The organism is Nonomuraea sp. NPDC001684 (assembly GCF_053596515.1).
In genome coordinates this window covers 1-18,427 of the sequence record NZ_JBSFGJ010000174.1, presented here as the reverse complement: position 1 = coordinate 18,427, position 18,427 = coordinate 1, and the positions used below count along the sequence as shown (strand labels likewise).

Sequence of the window (18,427 nt, the reverse complement as noted above, 5' to 3'; positions counted from 1 at the left end):
GCCAGGAGCGCGCCCGGTTGCACGTCACCGGACAACGGGATCAAGCCGGACGCGCCCAGCCATGCGCCCAAGGACCCCGCAAGCGCGAAAAGATACGGGCGGCTCGCACCACCAGAAGTTCGTCATCCTCCGCCACGGCCGCGACCCCTCGGCGGACGTGGCCTTCGTCGGCGGCATCGACCTGTGCCACAGCCGCCGCGACGACGCCGAACACCTGGGCGACCCGCAGTCCTGCCCGATGCCCGACGTGTACGGCCCCCGCCCGCCCTGGCACGACATCCAGCTCGCCATCCACGGACCGGCGGTCGCCGAGGTGGAGAAGACCTTCTGCGAACGCTGGGAGGACCCGGCCCCCGAGACCAGGGACCCGCTGCGCCGCCTGCGCGACCACTTCAGCAAGCTGGACGACGCTCCCCCGCTGCCCGACCCGGGACCGCCGCCCCCGCCCGCCGGCACGCACCACGTGCAGCTCCTGCGCACCTACCCCGCCCGGCACAGCGCGTACCCGTTCGCGCCGGACGGCGAGCGCAGCATCGCGCACGCCTACCACAAGGTGCTCGGCAGGGCCCGGTCGCTGGTGTACCTGGAGGACCAGTACCTGTGGTCCACGGACGTGATCGAGCCGTTCGCCCAGGCGCTGGAGCGCGAGCCGGAGCTGCGCATGATCATCGTGGTGCCGCGCCACCCCGACCAGGACGGCTGGCTGGCCGGCCCGGCGAGCCTGATCGGCCGGGTCGAGGCGCTGGACCGGCTGATGCGGGCCGGCGGCGACCGGGTCGCGATCTACGACCTGGAGAACCACCAGGGCACCCCCGTCTACGTGCACGCCAAGGTGTGCGTGGTGGACGACGTGTGGGCGTCGGTCGGGTCGGACAACGTCAACCTGCGCTCGTGGACCTACGACTCGGAGCTGAGCTGCGCCGTCCTGGACGAGCGGGAGGACCCGAGGCCGCCGCACGGCGCCCTGCGGTTCGCCCGCGACCTGCGGCTGGCGCTCATGGCCGAGCACCTGGACGAGGAGTCGGAGTCCGGCCGGGACGAGCTGTGCGACCCGGTCGCCGCGTTCGACGCGTTCGCCGAGTCGGCGGCCCGGCTGGAGGCGTGGCACTCGGCCGGCTGCCGGGGCCCGCGCCCGGCCGGCCGGTTACGCCCGCACCCGGCCCCCACGCTGTCCCGGGTGCGCAGGGCGATGGCCATGCCGCTCTACCGGTTCGCCGTCGACCCCGACGGCCGGCCGCCGGAGCTGCGGAGATCGCGGAGGTTCTGATGAAGACATTCCTGCTCGACAGGCTGGGACCACGGATGACGGTCGCGGCGTTCGCCGTCGCGCTCATCATGATCCCGTTCTCCCTGCTGCTCGTCGTGGCCAAGATGCCGCTCAACCGGCTGGACGCCGGGGTGGCCCATGAACTGCACGAGTACGCGCTCGCCCATCCCGGCGTGACCCGGGTGCTCATCGTCTGGACCGACCTGTTCGGGCCGTGGCCGTGGCGCGTCGCGGTGGCGGCGTTCACCGTCTGGCTGCTGGTGCACGGCAGGCGCCGGCTGGCCCTGTGGGCGATCACGACCGTGACCGCGGGCGGCCTGATCGGGCTCGGCCTGAAGATCCTCGTCGCGCGGGTGCGGCCGCACCTGCCCGACCCCGTCGCGCTGGCGCCCGGCGACTCCTTCCCCTCCGGCCACGCGGTCAACGTGACGCTCGGGGCCGGGGTCGTCACCCTGCTCCTGCTGCCGATGCTGCCCCGGTGGGGGCGCCGGCTCGCCTGGGTGCTGGCCTGTTTCGTGGTGGTCTCGGTGGGCTTCACCAGGATCGCCCTCGGCGTGCACTGGGTGAGCGACGTCGTGGCGGGGGTCGTGCTGGGCGTGGCGGTGATCGCCGCGACCGCGGCGGCGTTCGAGACGTGGCGGCGCGACACGGGCCGACGGCCCACCGCGCCGCTGACCGAAGGTATGGAACCCGAACCGGTGAAGGTGCCCGATGAGCAGAGCTGAGCATGTCCGGTACTACGCGCTGTCGCTGGTGTTACCTCTGGTGCTGATGGGCGCCGTCACGTACGGCATGGGGCTGCTCATCGTCGGCGTCCCCCAGCCCGGCGACGTGGCGGTGAGCAAGGACTTCGCCTCCATCCGCACGTCGCTGTGGAACACGCTCACCGACTACGGCACCAGCCTGTCGGACACGCCCTACGTCGTGGCGTTCACGGCGGTGGCGGTGATCCTGTTCCGGCTGGTCTACAAGCGCTGGCGGGAGTCGATCTTCATGATCGCGGCGGTCTGGGGCCAGTCGCTGGTCTTCCTGGCCACCACCGAGCCCGTCGGCCGCAGCCGTCCGCCGGTACCCCACCTCGACCCCGCGCCGCCCACCTCCAGCTTCCCCTCGGGGCACGTCAGCGCCGCCGTCGCCTTCTACTGCGGGCTGGCGCTGGTGCTGACGACGCACGTGCGCAACCGGGCGCTGCAGGTGGTGATCTGGACGATCGGGATCGCCGCCCCGCTGATCGTCGCCTTCTCCCGGCTCTACCGCGGCATGCACTTCTTCTCGGACGTGACGTGGGGGCTGCTGCTCGGGGTGTTCTGCGTGGTGGTGGCCGCGCGGTCCGTCCTCTACCGCACCTGGGACAGAGGGCCGGCGGCCGCGGAGGGCGACCGCCGGCGTCCCGCCTCCGTGCGGGACTAGCGGCGGTGGTGGGCGGGCCCGCGGCGCGCCCGCCGGCGGCCGGTCGGCCGTCCGGCGGGCCGCCCGGCCTGCCTCCTCCGCCGGCCGAGCAGGTAGGCGGCGGCCATGATCGCCAGCCCCCAGGGGGTACGGGCCAGCCAGCGCGCCACGAAGATCTTCATGAACTTCCTCATGCCCGCCCGCTGCCCCCGCCGGGCCCCGTGATGCGCAGGCCCGGCCCCACCAGGGACCATGCCGCCGCGGCGCCTACCATACGGCCCATGACCACGCACGGATTCACGCTCACCGCGAAGGGCCCGTTCGACTTCGGCGCCGCGCTGCGCTTCGTCGAGGACTGGCCGGCCACCAGCGCGCTGCCCTCCGACGGCCGGACGCTGCGCTTCGCCTACTGCGCCGAGTCCGACTGGCTGCCGATCGGGATGAGCGTCACCGCCGCCCCCGGCGGCGTCGCCGTCACCACCACCCGCGCCCCCGGCCCGGCGATCCGCGGCGAGATCGCGCGCATCCTCTCCCTCGACGTGGACGCCACCGGCTTCGCCGAGCTCGGCGCGGCCGACCCGGTCCTCGGCGACGTGCAGCGGGACCGCCCGGGGCTGCGCCCGGTGTGCTTCTGGAGCCCGTGGGAGGCGGCCTGCTGGGCGGTGATCGTGCAGCGCTCGTCGATGCTGATTGCCTCGCGCGTCAAGCAGCGCATCGCCGACCGGTACGGCGCCGCCGTCACCGTGGACGGGCAGGCGTACCAGGCGTTCCCGCCGCCCGTGAGCCTGGTGGACGCGGGCGGTCTCGGCCTGCCCGCGCAGAAGGAGGAGTGGCTGCGCGGCCTGGCGCGGGCGGCGCTCGACGGCGTGCTCACCACCGAGCACCTGCGCTCGCTCACGCCCGAGGACGCCCTGGCCGAACTGCGCGCGCTGCCCGGCGTCGGGCCGTTCTCGGCCGGGCTGATCCTGATCCGCGGAGCCGGCGCGCCCGACGCGTTCCCCGGCGACGAACCCCGGCTGTTCGGCATCCTGCGCGAGGCGTACGGGCTGCCCGAGGACGCCCCCGCGGGCGCCTACCGCAAGCTCGCCGAGTCGTGGCGGCCCTACCGGTCGTGGGCGTCGTTCCTGTTCCGCGCCACCGGCTACCGGGCCGCCGCAGACTGACCGAGCCCGCGCATGGCCCGCGCGCCCGATGATCCTTAGAGTGGTCGCCATGACGGACGACGCCGACATCCGGGCCGGCGACCACGACCGCGACCAGGTGGCCGACAGGCTGCGGCAGGCGGTCGCCGAAGGCCGCATCAGCCTCGACGAGTTACGCGAACGCATCGACCGCACGTACGCCGCGAGGACCGTAGGCGAGCTCAGTGCCCTCGTCGCCGACCTGCCCGCCCTCTCCCCCGTCCCCGCCTCTCCCTCCGACGTGCTGAGGATGCACACCGCGCACTGGCGGGTGAGCCGGGCCGGGCGGTGGGTGGTGCCGCCGCGGATCGACGTCCGGCTGGGGGTCTGGGGGACCGCGAAGCTCGACTTCCTCGCCGCCGAGTGTCCCCACCCCGAGGTGCTGGTGCAGGTGACGATCACCTCGTGGTTCGGCGACCTGCATCTGAAGGTGCCGCACGGCTGGCGGGTGCGCGCCGACGAGGTGGTCTCCCCGGGGCTCGGCCGGGTCCACAACAAACCGGTCGAACCGCCCGCCGCCGACGCGGTCGTGCTCCGCCTCTCCGGCCACAGCCAAGGCGACATCTGGATCCGCTACCGGGCCACGGCTTGATGTCCGATCACTTCCCGTTGATCACCTCACGGCCGGCCCCCGTCTGAACAGGCTCTCCCGCCGTCCGGTCTTTTCGGGAACCCCCTCGGGCCGCCGCCGTCATGCGTGCCGGAGGCCCGCGGCGCTCGCCGCAGCCCACGCACCCGTCCCCGCCGCACCGACGGCGGGCCGCCTCCCGTGCCGGGGCACGGTCGTCACAGGGAGGTCAGGGTGGCGAGTTCGCGCCACTCCGGGAGGGGCACGTCGCCGGGGCGGTCGGTGAGGACCTGGAGGCACACGTGGTCGGCGCCCGCGTCGAGGTGGGCCCGTACGCGCTTCTCGATCGCCGCCGCGTCGCCGTGGGCCACGATCGCGTCCACCAGCCTGTCGCTGCCGTGCTCGATCTCGTCCTCGCCGAAGCCGAGCCTGCGCAGGCTGGCGGCCTGGTGGGGCGCCGCCGTCCGGTAGAAGGAGACGTGCTCCGCGGCCACCTCGCGGGCCCTGGCCGGGTCGCGGTGCAGCACGACGGCCTGCTCGACGGCCAGCAACGCGCCGGGCCCCATCGCCTCCCTGGCCCGCGCGGTGTGCTCGACGGGCACGAAGTACGTGTGGGCGCCGAGCGTACGCCGGGCCGCCAGGCCCAGCATCTTCGGGCCGAGCGCGGCCAGCATGCGGCGCGGCGCGTGCGCAGGGGCCGCCGACTCCAGCGGGACGGCGTCCATGGCGTCGAGGTAGCCGCCCATCGTGGTCACCGCCCGGCCCAGGCTGGGGATCTTGTAGCCGTCCATCTGGATCGGCTCGTCGCTGATGCGGTGGCCGCCGAGGCCGAGGAGGTACCGGCCGGGGTGGGCCTCGTTGAGCGCCCGTTCGGCGGCGGCCATGGCGATCGGGTCGCGCAGGGCGATGTTGGCGATGCCGGCGGCCACCGTGATCCGGCTGGTCGCCGAGAGCAGCAGCCACGACTGGCTCACCGAGTCGCGGCCGAACCCCTCGCCGAACCACAGGGCGCCGTACCCCAGCTCCTCGATCTCGGCGGCGGCCTCTTGCGCCACCCCGGCGGGGTGGGCCTCGAGGGCGAACGTCCACAGGCCCACCTTGCCCAGGCGGGGTCCGTCGTCGGTCATGGGTCACCGTCCCGTCTATGCGGAGAGCTTCTCCGGTTACGTCGGGGACTATAATCGGAGACGTTCTCCGATTCAACCCGCGGGAGTGTCCAGTGCCGGCACGGACCATGCGCGCCGACGCGCGCCGCAACTACGAGCAACTGGTGACGGCGGCCATCGCCGTGGTCGCCGAGGAGGGGCCCGACGCCTCGCTCAACGAGATCGCCAGACGGGCCGGCGTCGGGGCGGGCACGCTCTACCGGCACTTCCCCACCCGCGAGGCGCTGCTCGCGGCCGTGTTCGAGGGGCGGCTGACCCGGCTGTGCGCGCGGGCCGAGGAGGCGGGCGAGACGCTGCCGCCCGGCGAGGCGCTGGTGGCCTGGCTGCGGTCGCTGGTCGCGCACGCCATGACCGACCGGGGGCTCGGGGCGCGGATGATGCTCACGCAGGACGGGGCCGGGGTCGACTGCTGGGCGATGTTGCGCGCCGCCGCCGCCCGGCTGCTGCTGCCCGCCCAGGAGGCGGGGGCCGTGCGCGCGGACGTCGAGGTCGCCGACCTGGTCGAGCTGGCGGCGGGCATCGCCCAGGCCACCCCCGACCCGGCCCGCGCCGACCGCCTCCTCACCCTCACCCTGGACGGCCTCCGCCCCCGCCCCTGAACCCCGCACGGACCCTCAGCGGGCCGCCGTCGTGAACGCCGACATCCCGGCGGTCCAGGCGGCCTCGATGTCGGCGCCGGGCGGGAAGCGGCCGTCGAGTTCGAGCATGACCAGGCCGTGGGCCAGCCCCCAGACCGCGCGGGCGGCGGCCTCGCCCCGCACGATCCGGACCAGCGGCAGCGCCGCCCGCTCCTCCACCCCGGCGGGCAGCAGGTCACGCGGCAGCGGCCCCGCGCTCATCCGCCGGTACAGATGCGGATGGCCCAGCGCGTACGCCCGGTAGGCCCGCCCGAGCGCCGCCAGCCCCTCCCCGCCGCCGTCGCGCTCGGCGCGTTCCAGGGCGGCGGCCAGTTCGGCCAGGGCGATGGCGATGAGTTCGGCCTCCACGGCGGACTTGTCGGGAAAGTGCTTGTAGAGCGACGGCGCGCGGATCCCCAGCCGCGCGGCCAGCGCGCGCATGGTCAGCGCGTCCGCCCCGCCCGCCTCGACCAGCTCCCGCGCCGCCGCGACGATCTGCCCCGCGCGCGGCGACAGCTCAGCCACGCGCGCTCCTCGGACCGTGGCCCAGGAGACGGGCGACGGCGACGTACGTCAGCCAGGCCAGCCCCGCCGTGAAGACCGGCACCCAGCCCAGCGGCGAGACCGAGTAACCGACCAGCACGGCCAGCGGGATCCACGGACGGTGGGCGAGGTCGTGCACCACCGCAGGCCCGCCGAACCTGGTCGCATAGGGCGCCAGCACGAACAACGCCGCGCTGACCGGCGTGGCGCCCCCGTGCTTGACCACCTCGAAGACGAGGAACGCCAGGCAGAAGGCGGCGAGCACGGCCCACCCGGAACGGCCGGCCACCCGCCTGACGGTCACCGCGGTCATGATGTCCTCCTCGGAAGCTAACGCTGTTAGCCAGAACTCTAGGCTAACGACGTTAGCCTGTCCAGGAGCAAATAGGGTGGAACCATGATCGATCGGGAGGTGGCCGTGCTCATCGGCCTGCAGGCCTCCGGCAAGTCCACCTTCTACCGGCGCTGCCTGGCCACCACGCACGCGCACGTGAGCAAGGACGACTTCCCCAACGCGCGCCGCCGTCAGCACCGCCAGCTCCGGCTGATCCGCGAGGCGCTGGAGGAGGACCGGAACGTGGCCGTGGACAACACCAACGCCTCGCCCGAGGAGTGGCAGCCGCTCATCGTGGCCGGCCGCGAGCACGGCGCGCGGGTGGTGGCCTACTGGTTCCCGCCCAACGTCAAGGCCTCCCTCCAGCGCAACGCCGAACGCACGGGCCGGGCCCGGGTCCCCGAGGTGGGTGTCTTCGCCACCCTCAGACGGCTGCGCCGGCCACGCGCCTCCGACGGCTTCGACGCGGTGTACGCGGTGGAGTTCGACGGCCGCGGCGGCTTCCTCGTCCGCAGGCAGGACGGCTGAACCGAGGCCGCGTCAGGGGCGGCGGGTGGCGAAGCGGTAGGCGATCTTGGCGGGGGTCAGCCAGCGTACGTGGGCGCCGTTCCGCGCCCGGCTGACCAGCCGCTCGGCCAGCCACGGCGCCACCGTCTCCACCGGGTCGGCCAGGATCGCGAAGACGCGGGCCGACCGTTCCCGCTCGGCCGCCGAGTAGCCGTGCGTCAGCAGGTCGGTGACCACCATGCCGGGGCTGAGCAGGCCCGCCGTCACCCCGCCGGGGGCCTCCTTGGCCAGCGCCCTGGTCAGGTACGTCACAGCCCGCTTGGTGGCGCCGTAGACGGCGAGTCCGGGCACCGTCCGGCCGTCGCCGCCCAGCCCCTCCATGTTCCAGACGTGGCCGCCGCCGTCCTGCGCCGCCATGCCCGCCACCGCCACCGCGCAGCCGTTGACCGTGCCCAGCAGGTTGACCTCGGTCACCGCGCGGGCCTCGGCGGCCGGCAGCCGCCACAGCGGGAGGCGGTCGTGGGAGATCCCGGCGTTGTTGACCCAGATGTCCACCCGGCCGTGCCGCCGCACGGCCTCGTCCCACAGCTCCTGGAGGCGGGCGCGGTCGGCGACGTCGGCCACGACGGCCGGCACGCCGAGCTCGGCCCCCGCCGCGGCCACGCGGTCCGGGTCGGTGCCGCACACGGTGACCCGGTGGCCGCGGGCCGTCAGCGAGCGGGCGAGGCCGAACCCGAGGCCGCGGGTGCCGCCGGTGATCACGATCGACCGGGACGCGCTCACGCCTCGTGCTCCTTCCTGGCCGCCACGGTCGCCTCGATCGCGTCCGCGAGGAACCTGCCGACGACCTCGCGCTCCGCCGGGGTGAACGCGTCGATCGCCGCGGTGAGCCGCCGGACCAGCGGCGCGAAGAAGGCGCCCGCCAGCTCGACGGCCTGCTCGTTCAGAACGACCTCGACCTTGCGGCGGTCGCCCTCGTCGCGCCGCCGCACGACGTGGCCGGCCTGCTCCAGCCGGCCGAGGAGGGCGGTCGTGGCGGGGGCGGAGAGGTTCAGCGCGGCCCCCAGCCCGCCGGGCGAGAGCGGCCGGCCGGCGAGGTGGGCGTCGAGGATGACCACCAGGGCGTTCATGTCGGTCCTGTGCAGCCGGTGCCCGACCGCGAAGCCCTCCACGAACCGGTCGCTCTCCACGTTGAGCCGGCGGATGAGGACCATCAGGTCATAGGCCGTCATGTCACCCCTTATATTTCTATCGTGGAAGTATTCCATCGTGGAAAGAAAACGTTAGCCGCGATCCGTCCTGAGACGGTACTCGTCGCCGGGGTGGTCGCGAGCGCCGTCCTGACCGGCCTGATCTGGTTCCTGGGCCGGTGGCTGGACGACGTCGTGCTGCTGCCCGACCAGGGCGCGTCCTGGTACTACTGGAAGCTGCCCGAGCCCACCGCGTGGACCAGGCTGTCGGCCTGGGCCGGATACGCCGCCCACCAGCTCGTGTTCTGGTGGCTCATCCACCACGCCCAGACCCGGGTCCGCCGCTACTCCGCCGGCCTCCACCCGGTCAACGTCGTCGCGCTGGCGGTGAACGCCGGGTTCGTCGCCCTGCACACCGTGCAGACCCACCTGTTCTACGACGGCCTGGCCCAGGACGTGTCGATCTACAGCTCCCAGGGCTCGGTCGTCCTCCTGCTGGTGGTCGTCCTGATCATGGAGAACCGGCGGCGCGGCCTGTTCCTCGGCCGGCCCGCGCCCATCAGGCGGGAGATCGTCGACTTCGCCCGCCGGTACCACGGCTACCTGTTCAGCTGGGCGGCGGTCTACACCTTCTGGTACCACCCGGCCGAGTCCACGCCCGGCCATCTGATCGGCTTCTTCTACATGTTCCTGCTGCTGCTCCAGGGCAGCCTCTTCCTCACCAGGGCGCACACCAACCGCTACTGGACGGTGACGCTGGAGCTGGCCGTCGTGGTCCACGGCACCCTGGTGGCCGTCATGACCTCGGGCCCGGACGGATTGTGGCCGATGTTCCTGTTCGGCTTCCTCGGCGTCTTCGTGATCACCCAGATGCACGGCCTGGGCCTGTCCCGCGCCGCCCGCTGGGCGCTGACCGGCTGCTACGCGGCGGCCCTGCTCGCCGTGTACGCCCTGCGCGGCGACCTGGCCGGCACGAACGAGGCGATCAGGATCCCGGCCATCGAATACCTGCTGGTCGGCGTGCTGGCCCTGCTCGCCTGGGGAGCCGGCCGCCTGTGGGCGCTCAGAGCGGGAGCGGGATCCGGTCGAGGAACCAGTAAAGGCTGACCGCCACGATGGACAGCGACACCGCGGCCACCGTCCAGCGGGCCGCGGCCGTCCGCCGCAGCAGCACCAGCAGCGGGAAGAGCACGGCGATGATCGCGAGCTGGGTCACCTCGATCCCGACGTTGAAGCTCAGCAGCGACAGCAGCAGCTCCCACGACCCGCTCTCGCGGATGTCGAGCGCGCCCGCGAACCCCAGCCCGTGCATCAGGCCGAAGGCGAAGACGACGGGCAGCCGCCAGGCGCCCGGCCGGTCGCGGCCCAGCAGGTTCGCCAGCGCGACGACGACGATCGAGGCGGCGATCACCGGCTCGACCACCGCCGCCGGCACCGCCACCACGCCCATGGCGGCCAGCAGGAACGTGATGCTGTGGGCGACCGTGAAGGCCGAGGCGGTGACCACGACGTCACGCGCGCCGCGGGCGCCGATGATCAGGGTGAGCAGGAAGAAGACGTGGTCCAGCCCGAGCACGAGGTGCTCGACGCCGAGCAGGAAGAACTCCCCGATCTGGCCGGCCGCCGCGCGTTCGGCCAGGCGCAGGGTCGGGCTCGCGGCGGTCAGGACGGCCGAGCCCCGCTCGCCGGCGAGGTCGTAGCGCAGGAGCGTCTGGGTGCTGTGGACGAACGTCTCGGCGTCGGGGAACAGGGCGCTGGAGATCGTGTGCTCGCCCCCGTCCACCGCCGGGCAGGCGTAGGCGAGGGTCAGCGTCGCGAAGGCGGCCTTGCCGCGCGGGTGCACGTCCGCCCCGCCCACCTGCCGGGGGACGCACGGCCGGTCGGCGCGGGCGACGGCGAAGCGGCGGGTGACGTAGCCGAACACGGCGTCGCGGTTGACCGCGAGCTGCCGCAGCTGCTCGGCCCGCTCCTTGGCCTCGTACGCCTCGGCGTAGAGCCAGGCGGACTTCATCAGCAGGTCGTACTCCAGGTCGAGCACGACCCTGACGTCGGTGGCCGTGCCGGTCACCTCGGCGTGGGCCTTCGTGGTCGCGTCGTGCGCCGCCGCGGGGGCGGGATGCAGCAGGTCGGCCAGCGCCGCGCAGAGGATGACGGCCAGGACGACGGCGTACGGCCAGCGCCAGCGAGGCATGTCTCGGGTCTCCATGATCAGGGGGAAGGGCGCCGCCCCGGGCGCGGGCCCGGGGCGGCGAGGGGGGCGGATCAGCGGGTGAACCAGCGGTACATGGGCGAGTCCTTGTCCCACTTGCCGGGACGGCCGTGCTCGTCCTTGGTGACGAAGACACTGGGCTCGGACGCGGTGACGCCGCCGCCCGCGGAACGGGCCGTGACGAACCAGGCGTAGGCCGTGTCGTCCTTGAGGTGCTGCCACGTCACCGAGGCGACCTGGCCGGAGGCCGCGGTGCTCGTGCCGATGATCTTCGTCGGCTTGTAGAGCGCCAGGGAGTCGGTCCTGAAGCTCGTCGTGCGGGTGGTGAGGTCGACGGGCAGGACCATGTTGTCCTCGCGCCCGTCGTAGCGGCGCAGCGGGTCGAACTCGCCGGCGCCGAAGTCGCCGAGCAGCGGCGAGTAGGTGTCCACGCTCAGCTCGGCCCGCTTGACGTCGAACTGCAGCAGCCGGAAGTAGCTGGCCCCGAACTGGAGCTGGTCCTCCGGCTTGTAGCCGCCGACCTCGGTGAGCCCGAGCCGGTCGGCCGAGACCGTGTAGAACTGGTAGTCGGCCAGCAGCTCGACCACGCCGTTGCCGACCTGGCCGACCTTCGGCTTCACGTTGGTGCCCACGCCGTGCTCGTGACCGGCCAGGATGAGGAAGACGTTCGGGTTCTTCTCCACCACCGTCTTGTAGAGCATCGAGCCGTCGGGGGCGGAGAAGGCGGCGCCGCGGCCGTCGGGGTTGGCGCTCGGCACGAGGTAGTCGTGCGAGAGCAGGATGCCGTTGCGGCCCGGGAACTTCTTGAAGACCGAGTCGGCCCACTCGGCCTCCTCCCTGGTCACGCCGTACGACAGACCGACGACCACGAAGTCCAGGCCGCCCGCGGAGAACAGGTCGTAGTGGTTCTGGTTGTCGCCCTCCTTCCACGGGCCGCCGTACTTCGCGTGCCGCCAGCCCTGGGAGGCGTCCTGGTAGCGGGACGGGCCGTAGTACTTGTTGTAGATCGCGCCGGGGCCCTCCTCGGTGCCCGACTGGTTGTCGTGGTTGCCGGCGATGACGCCGTTCGGGATGTTCGCCTGGTCCAGCACGCGCTGCTGCTTCGACGACACCTCGAACTCGCCGACGACCTCGCGCTGCGTGGCCTCGTCGGCGGGCTTGCGGATGTTGTTCTCGATGATGTCGCCGGTGTGGGCGACGTAGGAGATCTTGCGCTGGTCCTTGTTGGCGGTGATCCAGTTGACGATGCCGGCGTAGGCCGACTCCCACACCGCGCGCTCCTGCGGGGTCTCCTGCTCCACCGCGCCCTCGGAGATGTACTGGGTGTCGGTGAAGTGCACGATCGAGAAGTCGTACGTGGCGGGGTCGGCGAAGCCGTTCGGGTCGCCGGGGTCGATGTCGTCGGCGAACGGGTCCTCGCCGGTCACCATGACGTGCACCTGCTGCCGGTCCACGTACTCGGGGCCGACGACGGCGGTCAGGACGGTCCTGCCGTCGGCCCCGCCGCGGGCGCTGGTCAGCAGGTCCCACGCCTTGGCCTCGGTGTTCCAGGCCCGCAGCGAGGCCAGCCGCTCGGGGTCGACGACGCCCTCCCAGCGCAGCACGGGCGCGTCCACGTGGCCCTGCACCTTGACGTCGAAGCGCTGGTAGACGAGGTCGCGGCCGGTGGGGGCGTCGAGCGTGCGGCCGTCGCCGGGTTCGAGCCCGTCGGCCGTGATCCGCTGCTCGCCCCGCACCTTGAGCGTCGTGGGCAGCGTCGTGGCCGTGCCCTGGTACGCCTCGTCCGGGGTGAGGATCCTGGCCTCTGAGAACGTGGCCGTCACCGGGCCGCCGCCGGGCTCGCCGACCTTGGCCGACAGCGTGACGGGGTCGGTCACGTCGGCCGTCCCGGAGGCCGGGGTGAGCTCGGCGGGGGCGTCCGGGATGCCGGCCGACTCGAAGACGATCTCCCGGGCCGCGGTGTTGCCGAGCCCGTCGGCGCCGGTGACCGACAGCGTGTGCCGGCCCGCCTTGAGCCCGGGGCCGATCCGGGCGCCCAGCTCCACGGCCTGGCCGTCGAGCTTGACGTCCGGCCCGGACACCACGCCGGAGGCGTCTTCGAGCTTGACGTCCAGGACGACCGTCGCGGTGATCTTCTCGTCCGCGGCGGGCACGCTCCGGGCGACCTTCGGCGCGGAGTTGTCGGTGATCAGGACGCGTTCGGCGGTCTGGCCGGAGGTGGACCTGGCCGCCAGGGTGTGCCGGCCGTCCTTGATCGCGGTGGTGTCCAGGTCGGCGCGCAGGCCGCGAGCCGGGGCGTCCACCAGGAACTCCAGGTCGATCTCGGTCAGCGGGTTCGCCGTGTCGCCGCAGTTGCCGTCGCCCATGCCGTAGGACGGCTTGATCATCTGACCGGCCGCGGTGCCCTGCGCCGGGGTGAGGACGATGTTCGAGATCGCGAAGTCGTCCCGGTTGGCGCCGCAGGACGTGGGATACGTGCCGGCCACGAAGTCGATCGTGTTCCAGCCGGGCACGAGGTACTCGTTCGGGATGGGCAGGTCCACCCGGCGGCTTGCGAAGTCGCCGTCGAGCACCACCTTCTGGCCGTTGACCAGCACGAAGTTCTGGTAGCGGGCCTCGATCGAGTTGCTGCCCACGGTGAAGCCGAGCGTCGCCTGGCCCGCCCCGAGCGTTTCGACGACGTGCACGGCGGGGGCGTCGATCGTGTAGCGCAGCTCGGCCTCGCGCGGGAGGGCCTGGTCGCTGCCGCAGTCGCCGTCGCCCAGCGCGTACGAGGGCTTGACGTCCGTCCCGGTCACCGTGGCGCCGTCGAGGGTCAGGGCGAGGTTCGCGATCGTGAAGTCGTCGCGGTTGACGCCGCAGGCGTCCTTGTAGTCGCCGGTGACGACCTTGATCGTGTTCTCGCCCGGCGTCAGGAACCTGGCCGGGACCGCGACGGTCACGCGCCGGCTCGCATAGGTGCCGCCCAGGTCGATGCGCTTGCCGTTGACCAGCAGGAAGTCGTCGTACTTGTCGTCGATCGAGTCCGCGCCGACGTCGAAGGCGAGCATGGCGGCGCCGTTGCCGAGCGTGGCCCTGGTGACCGGCTTGCCGCCGTCCACGGTCAGCGACTCGACGCCGCCCGCGCCGGCCGCCGGGACGGTCGCGTTCACCGTCTTGACGCCGGCCACGAGGGTGCCGTCGGTGGGCAGCAGCCGCGGCGCGCCGGCCGGGGCGTTGTTCACCGTCACGGTGTTCCGGACGGTCGCCCCCGCCGCGGTGGCGGCGCTGAGGACGTGCTCGCCGTTGGCCAGCCCGGTGGTGTCCAGGTCGGCGGCGAGGCCGGTCGTGCCGCGCGGGTCGGACTGCGTGAAGAACTTGAGCGTGGCGCGCTTGAGCAGCGTGGTGTTGCTGCCGCAGTTGCCGTCGCCGAAGTTGAGCGTGTACGGGTTGTCCTCGCCGTCGGCCACCTCGCCGAGCAGTTCGAGGCCCACGTCCGAGAGCACGAAGTCGTCGTAGTTCTGCCCGCAGGACGACTGGATCGTGCCGACCACGATCTCGACCGTGTTCTCGCCCTTGACCAGGTGCTCGTTCGGGATCTCGATGATGGCCCGCTGGTTGGCGAAGTTGCCGATCTCGGCCTTGTAAGCGCCGTTGACCTGCACGTAGCTGTGGTACTGCGCCTCGGTGGAGTTCGAGCCGACGTCGAAGGCCAGCTTGGAGACGCCCACCGTCGCGGTTGCGGTGACGGGGTTGCCGTCGAGGTCGAGCTTCGTGACGCTGTCGCCGGCCGTGACCGGGACGGCGGCGACCTTCGCGGTGCCCTCCAGGTAGGAGCCGGTGGCGGGGGTGAGGGCGGGCGGGACGGGGGTGCTCGTGGGGGTGGGGGTCGGCCGTCCGCGGCCCTGCTCACCCGGGTCGGCGTACGCCGCCGTCACGAAGCCGCCCACCAGCACCGCCGCGAGCGCGGTGGTGACGGCGAGCCGTCCCTTGCTCCTCGAACCGCCTGATAACTGTCGTGCTGCCATCGGCTGCATCGGGTCCTTCCATGACGTTCACGGGGCAGCCGATGAGGCGGCGTGCCCTTCGAGCGGACACGTTGGAGCGCACGGGTGAACGTTGTGCATGGAGAGGCTGAAGGGGCGGGGAACTGTCTCCTCATTCTGGTCATCTGTCCACAGACAGGAACAACCCCGACAAGAGAGACGGCGTGACCCGCGGCCCGAAGGCCGGGTGTCACGCCGTCGTGCCGGTCAGGCTCAGCTCTGGTGCCCCGGGAGGTTCTTTCCGTCCTGGGGCTTGTTGCCGGAGGACTTCTTGTCGGCGCCGGTGCGGCTCTGGGTCGAGGAGCTCCGGCTCTTGTCCTTGTCCTTGTCGCCCGTCTTCGTCTTGCGGGCCTTGCTCTGCGCCATGACGGTTCCTTTCTTCGATACGCGGAGTCAGCGGGTCGCTTGGCTCCGTAACTGCGCGTGCCCGTGGCCCGGACGGTCATACGGCAGGCCGGTCAAGCTTTCCTCAATAGGCCGAAATATCCATACATGTGCCGCCGGTCGTCAGATCTCGATCACGGCCTTCCCCGGCACGCCGCCGCGCTTGTCACGGAACGCCCGACCGGTCTCGGCCAGCGGGTACACCGCGCCGACGTGGGCGCGCAGCAGCCCCGCCCCGGCCCGCGCGGCCAGCTCGGCGAGCTGGCCGCGGTCGGGCTCGACGATGAAGAACACCGCCCGCCCGCCCTCCGGCACGACCGGCGGCGGCGCGGTGATCGAGACCAGCGCGCCGCCCGGCCTCACCTTGGCCGCCGAGCGGGCGAGCAGGTCGCCGCCGATCGTGTCGAAGATCAGGTCCACCGGCTCGACCGCCTCCTCGAACGGCTGCCGCTCCAGGTCGACGAACTCGTGCGCCCCCAGCTCCACCGCCAGGCCCGCGACCCGTCCCCGCCCGGTGGCGATGACGTGCGCGCCGGCCCGGCGGGCGAGCTGGACGGCGAGCGTGCCCGTGCCGCCGCCCGCGCCGTGGATCACGACCGTCCGGCCCGCCTCCAGACCGCCGTGCGTGAACAGGCCCTGCCAGGCGGTCAGCCCGGCGAGGGGCAGCGCCGCCGCCTCGGTGAAGGTGACGTTCGCGGGGATCGGGGCCAGGTCGCGCGCCTCGACCGCGACGTACTCCGCCGCGCCGCCGTCGCGGTGCCAGTCGGTCAGGCCGAAGACGCGGTCGCCCACGGACAGGCCGGTGGTGCCGTAGGCGACCTCGGACACCACGCCGGCCACCTCGTGGGCGGGCACGGACGGCGCCCGGTCCCGTCCGGCCCGGTCGGTCCAGGTGCCCGGCCAGTCCAGCTCGTCGGGCACGAAACCGGCCGCGTGCACGCGCACCACCACGTCGCCGGTGGCCGGGCGCGGCACGGGCACCTCCTCCAGGGTCAGGTCGCCGCCGGGCCGGTGAACGCGTATCGCTCTCATGGTCATCGCCTCCCGTTCATCGTCATTGTCGGCGACAGGACGGGACAGCGGCCCGGGGTGTGACAGCGACGCGCCGGTCAGGGCCAGGCCCACCGGATGCCGACCAGGCCCGGCTGGAGGGCGGCGGCCATCAGGTGGACGGCGTGCTGGGCGTTCAGCGTCAGCTCCGAGGCGGTCAGCTCGCCGCCGCCCGGACCCCGGCGGGCGAAGCGGTGGATGCGCACCGGCAGCTCGACCGGGTCGAAGGCGACGCGCAGCACGTACTGGCCGGCCGGGAAGCGGAAGCCGCGCTCGTAGAAGCAGGACTCGGCGCCGCTGAGGTCGGCGATCTCGTACCGCAGCACGTGGGTGTCGCCGACCCGCAGCGACCGGTCGAACAGCAGCTCGGCGACCACCGTGGCGGTCTCGCCGTCCCTGGTGACGCGGCCGACCCGGCAGTCCTCCAGGGCGGCGACGGTGACCCGGTCCACGTCGCAGCCGGCGTCGCCGCGGTAGATCATGATGTAGCGGTCGGCGCCCTCCTCGTGGGCCTGCACCACCTGCGTGGTCTCGCGGCTGGTGAGGCTGCGGTCGGGGCCGATGCGCAGCGACTCGTACATCACGGCGATGTGCAGGCGGCGGTCGTCGGCCACCGCGTCCAGCTCGTCCAGCATGGCGGAGACCACCTGGGCGGGCCGGAACAGGGTCGAGTACGCCACCCCGGGCGCGCGGCCGCGCGGCCTCGGCGGCCCGAGCAGCCCGATCAGCGAGCGCGGCGGCAGGTCGAGGATCTCCTCCAGGGCTCCCACGGCCCGCAACGACTCCTCGCGCTCCGGCCGGCGCAGGCCCTGCTGCCAGTAGCTCAGCGTGCTCACCCCGACGTGCAGGCCGCGCTGCGCCAGCCGGTGGCGCAGCCGTTCGAGGGTCAGCCCCCGCGCTCCGACCGCGGCCCGCAGGGCGACGTGAAAGGGGCCGGCGCGCAGCGCGGCCTGGAGCTCATCCGCCACGTTGTGAATGTTCACAGATTTCCACAGATTCGTCATCACTTCATGAACGTCATGAAATGTCACCTTCCACAGTGATCTGTCAGGGAAATCCGCTCCCCCTTGTACGGCCATCTCCGCAGGTCGAACATCCTTCGCAGCACCCCCCAGCAGAAGGAGCGCCTATGTTCCGCCTGGCCGTGGCCCTCGCCCTAGCGGCGGCCACCTGGATCGCGAGCAGCCCCCCGGCCGAGGCCGCGACCTGGTACAAGCTGAACTTCACCCAGCAGTCGCAGCAGTACTCCAACTGGTGCTGGGCCGCGACGGGCAACTCCGTCGCCGCCTACTACGGGTACTCCTACAGCCAGAACCAGTTCTGCAACCTGGCCTTCAACCGCGGCGTCAACACGAGCTGCCCGAACAACCAGGCCACCCTCGGCAACGACCAGACCGCCTTCCGCCAGATCGGCATCAACCCCGGCGTGTACGTCTACGACTACCTGACCTACGCCGCCATCGTCCGGGAGATCGACGCCAACCGCCCGATCATGGCCCGCATCCAGTGGACCAGCGGCGGCGGCCACATGGAGGTCATCTACGGCTACGACCAGAGCTCGTCGTACGTGTACTGGAGCAACCCGTGGCCGTCCAGCACCCGCTACAACTGGTCCACCTACAACTACTACGTCTCGAACTCCTCGTTCTTCTGGACCCACTCGCTCGACTACATCGGCGCGTGAAGGAGGCCATCGACATGAAGCTCTTCGCAGCGGTCGCGGCCCTGACCGCGCTGTTCCTGTGGGTCCCGAGCCCGGCGCTGGCCGACCCCGGCACGCCCACCCCGGCCGACGTCGAGGCCGCCAGGGCCGCCGCCGCGGGCGCCGGCGACACGGTCGGCCGCTTCTTCGCCGGCCAGGGCAGGAAGACCAGCCTGGCGCCGGTGGCGGCGCGGGTCGACGGCCCCACGGTCGCCGTCAACGACCTCAACCCGGACTTCGTCGCCGGACGGTCGGCGGAGATCGCCCGCTTCGCCTTCCTCGCCACCGGCGCCAC

21 protein-coding genes are annotated in these 18,427 nt (G+C 72.7%); 10 read left to right on the top strand and 11 right to left on the bottom strand.

Going from position 1 to position 18,427, the window contains the following annotated elements:
* Positions 1-61: 61 nt before the first annotated feature.
* Genes ACWCSD_RS27240 through ACWCSD_RS27230 form a run of 3 tightly spaced genes read left to right on the top strand, consistent with a single transcriptional unit; the run spans position 62 to position 2,677 of the window.
* Positions 62-1,267 carry a phospholipase D family protein gene (locus ACWCSD_RS27240; protein WP_449918945.1) on the top strand — a complete coding sequence of 402 codons (1,206 nt, stop codon included), beginning with the start codon at positions 62-64 and terminating at the stop codon, positions 1,265-1,267.
* Complete coding sequence (locus ACWCSD_RS27235; RefSeq protein WP_397161793.1) at positions 1,267-1,992, top strand: phosphatase PAP2 family protein; 726 nt, start codon at positions 1,267-1,269, stop codon at positions 1,990-1,992. Before ACWCSD_RS27240 ends, ACWCSD_RS27235 begins: the two co-directional genes overlap by 1 nt.
* A complete protein-coding gene (locus ACWCSD_RS27230; protein WP_449918943.1) occupies positions 1,979-2,677 on the top strand; it encodes a phosphatase PAP2 family protein in 699 nt (232 codons plus the stop codon). Before ACWCSD_RS27235 ends, ACWCSD_RS27230 begins: the two co-directional genes overlap by 14 nt.
* Here ACWCSD_RS27230 and ACWCSD_RS27225 read toward each other — a convergent pair.
* Positions 2,674-2,838, bottom strand: coding sequence for a DUF6203 family protein (locus ACWCSD_RS27225; protein ID WP_397161795.1), 165 nt, complete (start codon positions 2,836-2,838; stop codon positions 2,674-2,676). The genes ACWCSD_RS27230 and ACWCSD_RS27225 overlap by 4 nt on opposite strands.
* 99 nt (positions 2,839-2,937) lie before the next feature.
* Between ACWCSD_RS27225 and ACWCSD_RS27220 the strand changes: the two genes are divergently transcribed.
* Entirely contained in the window at positions 2,938-3,819 is an 882-nt protein-coding gene (locus ACWCSD_RS27220; RefSeq protein WP_449918941.1) for a DNA-3-methyladenine glycosylase family protein, read from the top strand.
* Between the two features lie 49 nt (positions 3,820-3,868).
* A complete protein-coding gene (locus tag ACWCSD_RS27215; protein WP_449918938.1) occupies positions 3,869-4,429 on the top strand; it encodes a DUF1707 SHOCT-like domain-containing protein in 561 nt (186 codons plus the stop codon).
* Between the two features lie 194 nt (positions 4,430-4,623).
* Here the strand turns inward: ACWCSD_RS27215 and ACWCSD_RS27210 are convergent, their stop codons facing one another.
* Positions 4,624-5,532 carry a TIGR03620 family F420-dependent LLM class oxidoreductase gene (locus ACWCSD_RS27210; RefSeq protein ID WP_449918935.1) on the bottom strand — a complete coding sequence of 303 codons (909 nt, stop codon included), beginning with the start codon at positions 5,530-5,532 and terminating at the stop codon, positions 4,624-4,626.
* Between the two features lie 92 nt (positions 5,533-5,624).
* On the opposite strand from ACWCSD_RS27210, the gene ACWCSD_RS27205 reads away from it, so the two are divergent.
* Positions 5,625-6,170, top strand: coding sequence for a TetR/AcrR family transcriptional regulator (locus ACWCSD_RS27205; protein WP_449918932.1), 546 nt, complete (start codon positions 5,625-5,627; stop codon positions 6,168-6,170).
* 15 nt (positions 6,171-6,185) lie between these two features.
* Here the strand turns inward: ACWCSD_RS27205 and ACWCSD_RS27200 are convergent, their stop codons facing one another.
* Together ACWCSD_RS27200 and ACWCSD_RS27195 are read right to left on the bottom strand one after the other, a co-directional pair.
* Positions 6,186-6,713 (bottom strand): TetR/AcrR family transcriptional regulator, encoded by a 528-nt coding sequence (locus ACWCSD_RS27200; RefSeq protein ID WP_449918930.1) that lies wholly within the window; start codon positions 6,711-6,713, stop codon positions 6,186-6,188.
* Positions 6,706-7,044: a hypothetical protein gene (locus ACWCSD_RS27195; RefSeq protein WP_397161801.1), complete on the bottom strand. Its 339-nt coding sequence runs from the start codon at positions 7,042-7,044 to the stop codon at positions 6,706-6,708. The genes ACWCSD_RS27200 and ACWCSD_RS27195 overlap by 8 nt, the downstream gene beginning before the upstream one ends.
* Positions 7,045-7,128: 84 nt before the next feature.
* Here ACWCSD_RS27195 and ACWCSD_RS27190 point away from each other — a divergent pair, with 84 nt between their 5' ends.
* On the top strand, positions 7,129-7,593 hold the full coding sequence (locus tag ACWCSD_RS27190) for an AAA family ATPase (RefSeq protein WP_352360690.1): 465 nt from the start codon (positions 7,129-7,131) through the stop codon (positions 7,591-7,593).
* Between the two features lie 12 nt (positions 7,594-7,605).
* On the opposite strand, the gene ACWCSD_RS27185 is transcribed toward ACWCSD_RS27190, so the two are convergent.
* Both ACWCSD_RS27185 and ACWCSD_RS27180 read right to left on the bottom strand, forming a co-directional pair.
* Entirely contained in the window at positions 7,606-8,355 is a 750-nt protein-coding gene (locus tag ACWCSD_RS27185; protein WP_397161803.1) for an SDR family oxidoreductase, read from the bottom strand.
* The gene (locus ACWCSD_RS27180) at positions 8,352-8,804 is read right to left on the bottom strand and encodes a MarR family winged helix-turn-helix transcriptional regulator (RefSeq protein ID WP_358294878.1); all 453 of its coding nucleotides are present in this window, start codon (positions 8,802-8,804) and stop codon (positions 8,352-8,354) included. Before ACWCSD_RS27180 ends, ACWCSD_RS27185 begins: the two co-directional genes overlap by 4 nt.
* A 90-nt stretch (positions 8,805-8,894) precedes the next feature.
* Between ACWCSD_RS27180 and ACWCSD_RS27175 the strand changes: the two genes are divergently transcribed.
* Entirely contained in the window at positions 8,895-9,869 is a 975-nt protein-coding gene (locus ACWCSD_RS27175; protein ID WP_397161804.1) for a hypothetical protein, read from the top strand.
* Here the strand turns inward: ACWCSD_RS27175 and ACWCSD_RS27170 are convergent.
* The 5 genes from ACWCSD_RS27170 to ACWCSD_RS27150 form a co-directional block, all read right to left on the bottom strand.
* The gene (locus tag ACWCSD_RS27170; protein WP_449918925.1) at positions 9,826-10,953 is read right to left on the bottom strand and encodes a HupE/UreJ family protein; all 1,128 of its coding nucleotides are present in this window, start codon (positions 10,951-10,953) and stop codon (positions 9,826-9,828) included. The two genes, ACWCSD_RS27175 and ACWCSD_RS27170, sit on opposite strands and share 44 nt — an antisense overlap.
* A 71-nt stretch (positions 10,954-11,024) precedes the next feature.
* Positions 11,025-14,978, bottom strand: a complete 3,954-nt coding sequence (locus ACWCSD_RS27165; RefSeq protein ID WP_449918923.1) for a metallophosphoesterase — start codon at positions 14,976-14,978, stop codon at positions 11,025-11,027.
* A gap of 231 nt (positions 14,979-15,209) precedes the next feature.
* Positions 15,210-15,362, bottom strand: coding sequence for a hypothetical protein (locus ACWCSD_RS27160; protein ID WP_358294886.1), 153 nt, complete (start codon positions 15,360-15,362; stop codon positions 15,210-15,212).
* A 141-nt stretch (positions 15,363-15,503) separates the two neighbouring features.
* Positions 15,504-16,412, bottom strand: a complete 909-nt coding sequence (locus ACWCSD_RS27155; RefSeq protein WP_449918920.1) for an NADP-dependent oxidoreductase — start codon at positions 16,410-16,412, stop codon at positions 15,504-15,506.
* 77 nt (positions 16,413-16,489) lie between these two features.
* Positions 16,490-17,398 (bottom strand): hypothetical protein, encoded by a 909-nt coding sequence (locus tag ACWCSD_RS27150; RefSeq protein ID WP_397161808.1) that lies wholly within the window; start codon positions 17,396-17,398, stop codon positions 16,490-16,492.
* A gap of 161 nt (positions 17,399-17,559) precedes the next feature.
* On the opposite strand from ACWCSD_RS27150, the gene ACWCSD_RS27145 reads away from it, so the two are divergent.
* On the top strand, positions 17,560-18,114 hold the full coding sequence (locus ACWCSD_RS27145) for a papain-like cysteine protease family protein (protein ID WP_352360710.1): 555 nt from the start codon (positions 17,560-17,562) through the stop codon (positions 18,112-18,114).
* Between the two features lie 14 nt (positions 18,115-18,128).
* Positions 18,129-18,427 (top strand): hypothetical protein (locus ACWCSD_RS27140; RefSeq protein ID WP_449918916.1); only part of this gene is annotated, 299 nt, incomplete at its 3' end.